This window comes from Enterobacter sp. ECC-019 (assembly GCF_043974075.1).
Lineage (GTDB): Bacteria > Pseudomonadota > Gammaproteobacteria > Enterobacterales > Enterobacteriaceae > Enterobacter > Enterobacter asburiae_D.
The window spans coordinates 424,137-436,689 of sequence record NZ_CP143759.1; the positions used below are offsets into that span (position 1 = coordinate 424,137).

A 12,553-nucleotide genomic window follows, 5' to 3' on the forward strand; every position below is an offset into this window, starting at 1 on the left:
TCACCTGTATAACCAATAGGCGGTGGCGTCGATGTTGGCACCACTCGCAATATAACGTTTAAGCGCGGCGGTGTTGCCCAGTTGGGTCGCTACCCGCAGCGTCACAAGCTGCTGCTGCTGCGCCCAGTGAAGCGCCGCCTGCATGAGTTTCTCACCCATGCCGCGCCCGGCTAATAAGCCAATGCGCGCCTCGCGCTCGTTGAGCTTACGCAGCGAGACGAACCCCTGGACTTGACCGTCCCCTGCACGGAAAACCAGGCAGACATGGTCAAAGATGCCTTTGACCGCATTCTCTATCCACTGAGCATAGAAACGTCCGCTATCGTCAGGTGCATACCAGGGCGCACGAAAGCGGCTCTGCGCAAACGCCCGGGTCGCCATCTGACGCAGCACGGGGATGTCCTGCTCCGTTGCCATTTCCGCGCCGGACGCATCGTGCCGGGTGAGGGTAATGGAAAGATCGACCTCACCTTCAACCAGCTGAAAGCCATGCTGCTGGAGCGCATCAAGCATATCGGCGCGCTCCGCCGGGATCTTCGCCTGCACTCGTTGCCAGGCGATAAAATCCGATTCAGCCAGCACCGGCGCATCATCGCGCAGACGCACGATGGCCGATGGCAGGCCGAAAAAGGCACTCTCCCACTGCAGGGACTCGAGCACCCCCTTCAGGCTGTTCAACGCCAGACACCTTTGGTATCCACAATATACTGCTGACGTACGGCATCACCGGACGTCGCTTTAAACTCTTTATGATCCACCAGCAGCACCAGCACGTCCGCCGTCGCCAGCGCATCGTCCAGCGCCGTCAGCGTGCAGTGCCCCGCCAGTTTAGCCGGTAATTCATGAATATTCGGCTCAACCACCAGCGTTTCACCCTTGTGCCATTCGGCAATCATCTCGGCAATTTCCATCGCCGGGCTTTCACGCAGATCGTCAATATTGGGTTTAAATGCGAGACCAAAGCAGGCAATTTTCAGCTCGCTGGCACGTTTGCCGCTCTCTGCCAGACAATCCGCTACCGTCGCTTTAACCTGATTGAGCACCCAGTGAGGCTTGCTGTCGTTTACTTCACGCGCGGTACGGATCAGGCGAGCCTGCGCCGGATTCTGCGCCACGATAAACCACGGATCGACGGCGATACAGTGTCCGCCCACGCCCGGACCTGGCTGGAGAATGTTGACACGCGGGTGGCGATTCGCCAGGCTAATCAACTCCCAGACGTTAATCCCCTGATCGGCGCAGATCAGTGACAGTTCGTTCGCAAAGGCGATATTGACGTCGCGGAAGCTGTTTTCCGTCAGCTTGCACATCTCGGCGGTGCGGGAGTTGGTCACCACACACTCGCCTTCCAGGAAGATCTTGTACAGCGCGCTGGCACGTTCGGAACAGACGGGCGTCATACCGCCAATGACGCGGTCGTTTTTAATCAGTTCGACCATGACCTGGCCCGGTAGCACACGCTCCGGACAGTAGGCGATGTTGATATCCGCCTGCTCACCCGCCTGCTGCGGGAAGCGTAAATCAGGGCGCGCGTCGGCCAGCCACTGTGCCATCTGCTCGGTAGCACCGACCGGAGAGGTCGATTCCAGAATCACCAGCGCCCCTTTCTTCAGCACAGGTGCTATAGATTTCGCCGCCGCCTCGACGAACGCCATGTCGGGCTCGTGGTCACCTTTAAACGGGGTGGGGACGGCTATCAGGTAGGCATCCGCTTCAACTGGGCTCGTGCTGGCACGCAGGAAGCCCCCCTCCACCGCCTCTTTCACCACGCGGTCAAGATCGGGCTCCACAATATGAATTTCACCACGGTTAATGGTTTCCACCGCGCGCGCGTTGATATCCACACCGACAACCTGTTTCTGACGAGAGGCAAACGCCGCCGCGGTGGGCAAGCCAATGTAGCCAAGACCAATGACAGAGATGGTAGTAAAACTCATAGAGATACCCGATTGTGTTTAAGTGCATGCAAAATACGACTACAAGCCTGCCCGTCTCCATACGGATTATGGGCCCGACTCATCGCCTGATACGTTTCATCGTCGTGCAGCAGGCGCGTGACCTCTTCGACGATGAGCTGTGCGTTGGTGCCGACCAGACGCACCGTACCGGCTTTGACAGCTTCCGGACGTTCGGTCGTTTCACGCATCACCAGCACCGGTTTGCCGAGGGATGGCGCTTCCTCCTGAATTCCGCCGGAATCGGTGAGGATCAGCCAGGCATGATTCATCAGCCAGACAAACGGCATGTAGTCCTGAGGTTCAATCAGAAGGACATTTTCGACATGGCCCAGGATACGGTTAACCGGCTCGCTGACGTTAGGATTGAGATGGACCGGATAGACAATTTGCACATCGTCGTTCTGCGCGGCGATTTCAGCCAGCGCATGGCAGATTTGCTCAAAACCCCGGCCAAAGCTTTCGCGTCGGTGGCCAGTGACCAGAATGGTTTTTTTGCCGTTGTGAAGGAACGGATAGCGGGCAGCGAGCGCTTTCTGAAGATCGCTATTTGCCAGGACGCGGTCACGTACCCAAATTAACGCGTCAATGACCGTATTGCCGGTCACAAAGATTTTGTTGTCGGCGATATTTTCACGCAGCAGGTTCTGACGCGAGTTTTCCGTTGGCGCAAAGTGGAACATCGCCAGATGGCCCGTTAACGTGCGGTTGGCCTCTTCCGGCCACGGCGAATAAAGATTACCGGTACGCAGCCCCGCCTCAATATGCCCCACAGGAATTCGCTGGTAAAACGCGGCCAGGCTTGTCGCCACGGTAGTGGTGGTGTCACCGTGTACCAGCACCACGTCGGGCTTGAATGACTCGAGGATCGGCTTAAGCTCTTGCAGAATACGACAGGTTATCTCCGTCAACCCTTGTCCCGGTTTCATAATATTAAGGTCGTAATCCGGGACGATGGAAAAGAGCGTTAAAACCTGATCGAGCATCTCACGGTGTTGGGCAGTGACGCACACTTTCGCTTCAATATCAGGATCGCAGGCCAGCGCATGAACCAGAGGTGCCATCTTAATGGCCTCCGGCCTGGTGCCAAATACGGTTAGTACTTTCACATCGATTCTCTTCGATTAGGCGATGAAGGCCGCAGCCTTCATCGTAGACGGCGTTCTTAGTTTTTGCGACGACGCGTTAACGCCACGCCAGCGCCCGTCAGTGCGCCTACAATCCCCCACATAATCATCAGGAATGCACGACGCGGACTATCGCGTTTTACAGGTTCTTCAGGCGTTCGCAAATAACGATAGGTCTGAAAACGCGGGTCCAGTGATGGACCGACATTAAGCGTATTGAGCATCGCGCGATTTTGATCGTAATCGAGGTCAAAATCAGGGCCGACAGCCTTCAGGTTTTCCAGACGCGCCTGCAGCATAGGGCGACCTAGAAGGAACATTTCAGAGTCAGGCAGTTCATCAGCCGGCACGTCCGTCTCAGTACGGGAAATATTGTGCTGCTCCGCAATTTTCAGCGCCTGCTCAATGTTATGCACGCGGCGACCGAAAATGGTATTCGCTACCTCTTCCTGACGCTTCACCTGCGCTTTCATCTGGATGGTACGAGCCGCCCAGGCACCTTTAAGCTCTTCGTTAAGATGGCTTGCGGCACGCTGGCTGGCAAACGCGACGTACTGACGCAACAGGTTGTTGGCATCCGGCGCGGTTTCTGCGATCAGCTTGACGCTGTCATTCACGTTACGCAGCGCGTCGCCCGGCATAAACTGAATATTGTTGATCAGATCGTCCAGCAGGGCGGCATCGGCTTTTGTATTATCAACCCGGCGCTGCTTGTAGTAATCCGTCTGGGACCAGAAGTCGCGGCGGGTATCCCATGAAGCCAGCTGCATCACAAACTCTTTATAGGCTTCATCCATAACGGAGGCCTGGTCTGGCGTCGCAAGACTGGCTTTGATATCCAGGTTTCGCAGGAATTGCTGCTGGGAATAGTATCCCCCGAGCATGTTAACCGTTGGTTTATCCGTGATTGCCGTGGCGCTCCACTCTTGTTTTGCAAAGAACGTATAGGCCAGCGCTAACAGTGCAAACCCCAGCGCGATCCCCGCAATCCAAAGTTTGCCTGCCCATAACACGCGAAACAAACCCCGAATATCCAGTTCATTCTCAGTTACCACTGATTTCGCTCCCGCCAACGGTTGAGTCATCATAGTCCCGGTTTTACTTAGTTAATGTTGTATTTTTGCCACTGTTACGACGCATCCTGCGTTTAAGACGTTTAATAAATCGCGCTACTTTCCATGCGCGCTTAATGCAGTAGCCGTACAGGAAAAATGCCAGCAAGAATAATGCCAACATAACCCATTCAGGAACAATATGTGCATATTCTGCCGCAACACCAACCCCCGCAAGAATAGCAGCCGCCAGTGTGATCAACACAAATGCCTGCCGTGAGGTGAATCCTGCTCGCATGATCAAATGATGAATATGCTGTCGGTCAGCTGAGAAGGGACTCATACCTTTACGCAGGCGGCGATACATAATCGCAACCATGTCCATTAACGGGATAGCGATAATCCATAATGCGGTCACAGGACTGATAGGATGGACTTGACCCTGAGTCGTTTCCAACAAAATCCAGATGATGGTAAATCCAATGAGCGTACTGCCCGCATCCCCCATAAAGACTTTATAGCGACGACCCAGCGCACCAAGGTTTAACAGAATATAAGGCAGGATGGCAGCAATCATGGCGAAACACCACATGGCAAGACTATATTGCCCATCGAACCATAAAATAAAACCGATCGCGGCAAATGAAACGCATGACAGTCCTCCCAATAGACCATCAATACCATCCACCATGTTGAAAGCATTGATCGCGACCCACACTGCAAAAAGCGTCAGAAAATAGCCAAACGGGCCAAGCACCATCTCCCAGGAGCCAAAAATGTAGCCGAGGCTACTCAAGTAGAGTTTTGCTGAGACCATCATGGCAATGCCAACCGCAGCCTGCACAAAGGCGCGGATTTTAACGCTGATGTCATAACGATCGTCAAGCGCGCCGATGATGACCAGCACCGTTGAACACATCAGATATAATTTGACATGCGGAACATAGTAGTCAGCAATCGCGAAGGCATAGCAAATACCAGCAAAAACAGAGATACCGCCCACCAGGGGGATCATGCCCTGATGGCGCTTCCGGAAGTTGGGTTTATCCACTAACCCCACGTATTTCGCCACCTTACGCGCAACAAACAGAAAACAGGTGGTGAATAAAAAAATACTGGTTAGATCAGTAAACGTATCGAATAGGTTCACAATGGATTCTCAACAAATGTTAGTCTCGGAAGTATAACCACGAAGGCTCATAGCCCGAAGGTAAAAGTAAACCTCTTGTGACCTCATTTGTATATTATTCAAGCTATTAATGTTTTTACTCTACGAATCGTCTTATTGTCGCACCTACACGTCAAAATTGGGAGTAGGTGGTACTAGCGTATAGTCCATAAAAGAAAAACGCCACGTAAAAACGTGGCGTTCGCTGGCTTTATTTGCGTTACGAGCGTTTCATCATGTCGAAGAAATCGTCGTTGGTTTTGGTCATCGCCAGTTTGTTAATGAGGAACTCCATCGCGTCAATTTCACCCATTGGATGGATGATTTTGCGCAGGATCCACATTTTCTGCAGTTCTTCCTGCGTGGTGAGCAGTTCTTCTTTACGGGTACCGGAACGGTTGTAGTCGATAGCCGGGAAGACGCGTTTTTCGGCGATTTTACGAGAGAGGTGCAGTTCCATGTTACCTGTACCTTTAAATTCTTCGTAAATCACTTCGTCCATTTTTGAACCGGTATCGATCAGCGCCGTCGCGATGATGGTCAGGCTGCCGCCCTCTTCCACGTTACGTGCAGCACCAAAGAAGCGTTTCGGACGATGCAGGGCGTTAGCATCCACACCACCGGTCAACACTTTACCGGACGCCGGAACCACGGTGTTGTAGGCACGCGCCAGACGGGTGATGGAGTCGAGCAGGATGATCACGTCTTTCTTGTGCTCAACCAGGCGTTTCGCCTTCTCGATAACCATTTCCGCAACCTGAACATGGCGAGAGGCTGGCTCGTCGAAGGTAGAAGCAACCACTTCACCTTTAACCAGACGCTGCATCTCGGTCACTTCTTCCGGACGTTCGTCAATCAGCAGCACCATCAGCACGCAGTCTGGGTGGTTGTAGGCGATGCTCTGCGCGATATTCTGCAGCAGCATGGTTTTACCCGCTTTTGGCGGTGCCACAATCAGACCACGCTGGCCACGACCAATTGGTGATGCCAGATCCAGAACACGTGCGGTTAAGTCTTCGGTAGAACCGTTACCACGCTCCATGCGCAGGCGAGAGTTCGCGTGCAGCGGCGTTAAGTTCTCAAAGAGGATCTTATTACGCGAGTTTTCCGGTTTGTCGTAGTTAACTTCGTTAACTTTCAACAGCGCAAAGTAGCGTTCACCCTCTTTAGGAGGACGAATCTTACCTGAAATGGTGTCACCAGTGCGGAGGTTGAAACGGCGGATTTGGCTAGGGGATACGTAGATGTCGTCAGGGCCGGCGAGGTAGGAGCTGTCTGCAGAGCGGAGGAAACCAAATCCGTCTTGCAATATCTCCAGCACACCGTCGCCAAAGATATCTTCGCCACTCTTAGCGTGCTGCTTCAGGATGGCGAAAATGATGTCCTGCTTGCGCATACGAGCCTGGTTTTCCAGCCCCATATTTTCGCCGAGAGTGATCAGCTCAGAAACCGGCGTATTCTTTAATTCGGTAAGATTCATAATGGTGTGGGTTCTTAAACTCGGGGTGATTCTCGAACTTAATGTTGTGAATGGTATGGCAGGGTCATCCATGCCTGTTTAGCGGCCATCAACTCATGTCTGTTCGCTGTCTGGTCACAGGGAAAGAACGCAGAACTGAAACGACAAGACGGATTGAGTGACAAGCCCGGAATTTAGCCACTTCACGCACTGTTCATGTCAACAACGGGAAGTATCGGGTAAAACAAGATTCAAACAACAAGATATGTTTAAAACGAAGTCATAGGTAACTTAGCACGACTTCAGCCGGGCGTCCAGAGTTCCACATCATTTAGCCGGGAGCTCTGAACGCACAGCGGAGAAACCTTACGCCAGGTTAGCGTCCAGGAACTCTTTCAGTTGACCTTTGGACAGCGCGCCTACTTTGGTCGCTGCCACTTCGCCGTTTTTGAACAGCAGAAGGGTTGGGATGCCACGGATACCGTATTTTGGTGCGGTGCCCGGGTTCTGGTCGATGTTCAGCTTGGCAACGGTCAGTTTGCCCTGATATTCGTCGGCGATCTCATCCAGAATCGGGGCGATCATTTTGCAAGGACCGCACCATTCAGCCCAGAAATCGACGAGGATCAGCCCGTCAGCCTTAAGTACGTCCGTGTCAAAACTGTCGTCAGTCAGGTGAATAATTTTATCGCTCATATATAACTCCACAGGAATAAGCCTGGTACGTTGGTTTTGTCTCCACCAACGACGTGTTGATGTCGCATTAACCAACTAAAGGTTGACTTTATTTCACCGGATACGCTTTCGTAAAGCAATAGTAAGCTGATATTCTACCACACTATGAGCAAAACACATTTAACAGAACAGAAGTTTTCCGACTTCGCGCTGCACCCGAAGGTGATTGAAGCCCTTGAAAATAAAGGGTTTCATAACTGCACGCCCATTCAGGCCCTCGCGCTGCCGCTGACGCTGGCCGGTCGCGATGTTGCCGGGCAGGCGCAAACCGGTACCGGCAAAACGATGGCGTTTTTAACGTCAACGTTTCATTATTTACTTTCTCACCCAGCGATTGCAGACCGCAAAGTTAACCAGCCGCGCGCGCTAATTATGGCCCCGACGCGAGAACTGGCGGTACAGATCCACGCAGACGCTGAACCCCTGGCGCAGTCTACCGGCCTGAAGCTTGGCCTGGCCTATGGCGGCGACGGCTACGATAAACAGCTGAAAGTACTGGAAAGCGGTGTGGATATCCTGATCGGTACCACCGGCCGTCTTATCGACTACGCTAAACAGAACCACATCAACCTCGGCGCAATCCAGGTTGTGGTGCTCGATGAAGCTGACCGCATGTACGATCTGGGCTTCATTAAAGACATCCGCTGGCTGTTCCGCCGTATGCCTCCGGCCAATCAGCGTCTGAATATGCTGTTCTCTGCAACCCTCTCATACCGCGTTCGCGAACTGGCGTTCGAACAGATGAACAACGCCGAATATGTAGAAGTGGAACCTGAGCAGAAAACGGGTCACCGCATTAAAGAAGAGCTCTTCTATCCTTCCAATGAAGAGAAAATGCGTCTGCTGCAAACGCTGATTGAAGAAGAGTGGCCAGATCGCGCCATTATCTTTGCGAACACCAAACACCGTTGTGAAGACATCTGGGGCCATCTGGCTGCAGACGGTCACCGTGTTGGCCTGCTGACCGGCGACGTGGCGCAGAAAAAACGCCTGCGTATTCTTGAAGAATTTACCCGTGGCGATCTCGATATTCTGGTCGCAACCGACGTTGCTGCTCGTGGTCTGCACATTCCGGCCGTGACGCACGTCTTTAACTACGATCTGCCAGACGACTGCGAAGACTACGTACACCGTATCGGTCGTACCGGTCGTGCGGGCGCAAGCGGTCACTCGATTAGCCTTGCGTGTGAAGAGTATGCGCTGAATCTTCCAGCCATTGAGACTTATATCGGTCACTCTATTCCGCAGAGTAAATACAATCCGGAAGCGCTGTTAAGCGAACTGCCGCCGCCTAAGCGTCTAACCCGCCCACGCTCCGGAAATGGTCCGCGTCGTTCAGGCGGCGCACCGCGTAATCGTCGTCGTTCAGGTTAAAAAATATGCTCAGCTCCACCTCGCTTTATGCGGCAATTGATCTCGGTTCGAATAGTTTTCATATGCTGGTTGTGCGCGAGGTGGCGGGAAGCATACAAACGCTGACGCGCATCAAGCGCAAGGTCCGCCTCGCGGCGGGCCTGAGCAGTGACAATCACCTCTCACCTGAAGCCATGGAACGTGGCTGGCAGTGTCTGCGACTCTTTGCCGAGCGTCTGCAGGATATCCCGCATGCCCAAATCACCGTGGTCGCCACTGCGACACTCCGCCTGGCGGTTAACGCCGTGGATTTTATTGCCAGGGCGCAGGAAATTCTCGGTTGTCCGGTTCAGGTTATCAGCGGCGAAGAAGAAGCTCGCCTGATTTATCAGGGTGTTGCACACACCACGGGGGGTGACGATCGTCGCCTGGTGGTGGATATCGGCGGTGCCAGTACCGAGCTTGTTACCGGCACCGGCGCGCAGGCAACGTCGCTGTTCAGCCTGTCGATGGGCTGCGTGACCTGGCTTGAGCGCTACTTTACCGATCGGAACCTGGGGAAAGAGAACTTCGACGAGGCAGAAAACGCCGCGCGCGAGGTGTTACGCCCGGTGATGGACGAGCTGCGCTATCACGGCTGGAAAGTCTGCGTGGGTGCCTCGGGTACCGTGCAGGCTCTGCAGGAAATCATGATGGCGCAGGGAATGGACGAGCGGATTACGCTTGCTAAACTTCAGCAGCTGAAACAGCGCGCTATTCAGTGCGGACGCCTGGAAGAGCTGGAAATTGAAGGCCTGACGCTGGAACGCGCGCTGGTCTTCCCGAGCGGGCTGGCCATTCTTATCGCCATTTTCACCGAGTTGAACATCCAGTGTATGACCCTGGCCGGCGGCGCGCTGCGCGAAGGTCTGGTCTACGGGATGTTACATCTGTCGGTCGATCAGGATATCCGCAGCCGTACCCTGCGCAACGTGCAGCGTCGTTTTCTGGTTGATATCGATCAGGCAGGACGTGTATCGCAGCTGGCGTCACGCTTCGCCGATCAGGTCGCTAACGTCTGGGATCTTGATCATCTGAGCCGGGATTTATTGCTGAGCGCCTGCGCGCTACATGAAGTGGGGCTGAGCATTGATTTTAAACAGGCACCAGCTCACGCAGCGTATCTGGTCCGAAACCTTGATTTACCGGGCTATACACCTGCGCAGAAAAAATTGCTCGCAACGCTGCTGCTGAACCAGACCAATACCGTCGATCTCTCCTCTTTGCATCAGCAAAACGCCGTCCCGCCGCGCGTGGCCGAGCATCTGTGCCGCCTGCTGCGTCTGGCGATCCTGTTTGCCAGCCGCCGCCGCGATGATTTGCTGCCCGCCATTAATCTGGTGGCCGATGACGAGAAGCTTTCGCTGACGCTGCCGGAGAACTGGATTGATCGTCACCCGTTAGGGGCCGAGATGATCGAACAGGAGTGCCAGTGGCAGAGCTATGTGCACTGGGTGCTTGAGGTAAAGTAATACGCTGAACCTTGCCGGGGGGCGGCTTCGCCTTACCCGGCCTACAGGTTCCTGCGGACCTATCATTTCTCTTTGGCTTTTGCCAGCATGGCGCGGATGTTTGCCACGTTGGCCTGCCCCTTGTGCATCCGCTCTTCTGCGGTAATCACTTTGCGCTCCTGTTCCCAAATCACGTCATCCTGCGGCAGTTCCAGCAGAAAACGACTCGGCTCCGGGCGTACCAGTTCACCATACTGGCGGCGCTCTTTACACAGCGTGAACGTCAGCTCTTTCTGCGCACGGGTGATCCCCACGTAGGCCAGGCGGCGCTCCTCGTCGACGTTATCTTCATCAATGCTGCTCTGGTGCGGCAACAATCCCTCTTCCATGCCGACCAGATACACATACGGGAACTCCAGCCCTTTTGACGCATGCAGCGTCATTAACTGAACCTGATCGGCCTCTTCTTCACTCTCGCCGCGCTCCATCATGTCGCGCAGGGTAAAGCGGGTGACCACCTGCGTCAGGGTCATTGGCTCGTCGATTTCAGAGCCTTCCAGCATTTCGGTCATCCAGCTGAAGAGCTGGTTAACGTTTTTCATGCGCATCTCAGCCGCTTTCGGGCTGGCTGAGGTTTCATACAGCCAGGACTCATAGTCGATGCCGTGAATGAGATCGCGTACTGCCGCCACCGGCTCGCGCTCCGCGAGACGCTGCACTTCACCGAGCCAGTGGGTGAAGCGGGTTAACGAGTCATACCCGCGCCCGGTTAACGTCTGGCTCAGCCCCATGTCGAAGCTGGCGGTAAACATACTTTTGTTGCGGGTCATCGCCCACTCGCCGAGCTTTTGCAGCGTCGCCGGGCCAATCTCGCGTTTTGGCGTATTCACGATGCGCAGAAACGCGCTGTCGTCATCCGGGTTAGTGAGCACGCGCAGATAGGCCAGCAGATCTTTGATTTCTGGTCGTGAGAAGAACGACGTGCCGCCCGAGATTTTGTACGGAATGCGGTTCTGCATCAGCATCTTTTCAAAGACGCGCGACTGGTGATTGCCGCGATAGAGGATCGCATAATCCTTATATTCGGTTTTGTTGACGAAGTGGTGCGCGATGAGTTCGCCCGTCACGCGCTCCGCTTCATGATCCTCATTGTTGGCGCTGAGCACTTTCAGCTCCGTGCCGTAGCCCAGTTCGGAGAAGAGACGCTTCTCAAATACGTGCGGGTTATTGGCAATCAAGATGTTTGCTGCCTTCAGGATACGCCCGGAGGAGCGGTAGTTCTGCTCCAGCTTAATCACCTGCAGGGCGGGGAAATCTTTGCTCAGCAGCACCAGGTTTTGCGGGCGCGCACCGCGCCAGGAGTAAATCGACTGGTCGTCGTCGCCTACCACGGTGAAACGCGCGCGCTGCCCCACCAGCAGCTTCACCAGCTCGTACTGGCTGGTGTTGGTGTCCTGATATTCATCCACCAGCAGGTAGCGGATTTTATTCTGCCAGCGCTCGCGTACCTCTTCATTGCGCTGCAGCAGCAGCGTGGGCAGCAGGATCAGGTCGTCAAAGTCCAGCACGTTGCACGCTTTCATATGCGCATCGTACAGACCGTAGCAGTGGGCGAAAATCCGATCCCGTTCACCTTTGGCGATCGCCGCGGCCTGGGCCGGCGTCATCAGATCGTTTTTCCAGTTCGAGATCGTCGAGATCAGCTGCTGCAACAGCACTTTGTCATCTTCGATCAGCCCCTCGGTGAGCTCTTTGAGCAGCGCCACCTGATCGGTATCATCAAAGAGCGAGAAGTTGGACTTCATTCCCAGCGCCGCATACTCGCGTTTAATGATATCCAGCCCCAGCGTGTGGAAGGTGGAGATCATCAGGCCGCGCGCCTCTTTGCGGCCCAGCGTCTGACCGACACGCTCTTTCATCTCGCGCGCCGCTTTATTGGTAAAGGTGACCGCCGCAATGTGGCGCGCCTGATATCCGCAGTTGTGGATCAGATGGGCGATTTTGTTGGTGATCACACGGGTTTTACCCGAACCGGCCCCTGCCAGCACCAGGCATGGTCCAGTAACGAATTCGACCGCTTGTTGTTGTCCAGGGTTTAAACGCATGGGAGTGTTGCTCAATCTTCGAACGGGGTGTGGATTGTAGCAGAAAGCCGGGCGCAGATTTACCGGCTAATGATAAAGTGGAGAAATCGCGTTTAACCCGTAGAGCAGA

At 54.4% G+C, this 12,553-nt stretch carries 10 protein-coding genes; 2 read left to right on the forward strand and 8 right to left on the reverse strand.

Annotated features, from left to right (window positions below; genetic code table 11):
* The 7 genes from rffC to trxA form a co-directional block, all read right to left on the reverse strand.
* Positions 1-678, reverse strand: a complete 678-nt coding sequence (rffC, locus tag V1566_RS02115; protein WP_395304941.1) for a dTDP-4-amino-4,6-dideoxy-D-galactose acyltransferase — start codon at positions 676-678, stop codon at positions 1-3.
* On the reverse strand, positions 675-1,937 hold the full coding sequence (wecC, locus tag V1566_RS02120) for a UDP-N-acetyl-D-mannosamine dehydrogenase (RefSeq protein WP_395304942.1): 1,263 nt from the start codon (positions 1,935-1,937) through the stop codon (positions 675-677). The genes rffC and wecC overlap by 4 nt, the downstream gene beginning before the upstream one ends.
* A complete protein-coding gene (gene wecB, locus V1566_RS02125) occupies positions 1,934-3,064 on the reverse strand; it encodes a non-hydrolyzing UDP-N-acetylglucosamine 2-epimerase (RefSeq protein WP_395304943.1) in 1,131 nt (376 codons plus the stop codon). Before wecB ends, wecC begins: the two co-directional genes overlap by 4 nt.
* A 56-nt stretch (positions 3,065-3,120) precedes the next feature.
* Positions 3,121-4,167: an ECA polysaccharide chain length modulation protein gene (wzzE, locus tag V1566_RS02130; protein WP_047652205.1), complete on the reverse strand. Its 1,047-nt coding sequence runs from the start codon at positions 4,165-4,167 to the stop codon at positions 3,121-3,123.
* Positions 4,168-4,180: 13 nt separating this feature from the next.
* Positions 4,181-5,284, reverse strand: a complete 1,104-nt coding sequence (gene wecA, locus V1566_RS02135) for a UDP-N-acetylglucosamine--undecaprenyl-phosphate N-acetylglucosaminephosphotransferase (RefSeq protein WP_395304944.1) — start codon at positions 5,282-5,284, stop codon at positions 4,181-4,183.
* A gap of 238 nt (positions 5,285-5,522) precedes the next feature.
* Positions 5,523-6,782 carry a transcription termination factor Rho gene (rho, locus tag V1566_RS02140; RefSeq protein ID WP_001054528.1) on the reverse strand — a complete coding sequence of 420 codons (1,260 nt, stop codon included), beginning with the start codon at positions 6,780-6,782 and terminating at the stop codon, positions 5,523-5,525.
* A 345-nt stretch (positions 6,783-7,127) separates the two neighbouring features.
* Complete coding sequence (gene trxA / locus V1566_RS02145; protein WP_006179218.1) at positions 7,128-7,457, reverse strand: thioredoxin TrxA; 330 nt, start codon at positions 7,455-7,457, stop codon at positions 7,128-7,130.
* Positions 7,458-7,601: 144 nt separating this feature from the next.
* Between trxA and rhlB the strand changes: the two genes are divergently transcribed.
* Both rhlB and gppA read left to right on the forward strand, forming a co-directional pair.
* Positions 7,602-8,870 (forward strand): ATP-dependent RNA helicase RhlB, encoded by a 1,269-nt coding sequence (gene rhlB / locus V1566_RS02150; RefSeq protein WP_023309646.1) that lies wholly within the window; start codon positions 7,602-7,604, stop codon positions 8,868-8,870.
* 5 nt (positions 8,871-8,875) lie between these two features.
* Positions 8,876-10,360 (forward strand): guanosine-5'-triphosphate,3'-diphosphate diphosphatase, encoded by a 1,485-nt coding sequence (gene gppA / locus V1566_RS02155; RefSeq protein ID WP_395304945.1) that lies wholly within the window; start codon positions 8,876-8,878, stop codon positions 10,358-10,360.
* Positions 10,361-10,422: 62 nt separating this feature from the next.
* Here gppA and rep read toward each other — a convergent pair whose 3' ends face one another.
* On the reverse strand, positions 10,423-12,444 hold the full coding sequence (rep, locus tag V1566_RS02160; RefSeq protein ID WP_211438826.1) for a DNA helicase Rep: 2,022 nt from the start codon (positions 12,442-12,444) through the stop codon (positions 10,423-10,425).
* Positions 12,445-12,553 lie beyond the last annotated feature (109 nt).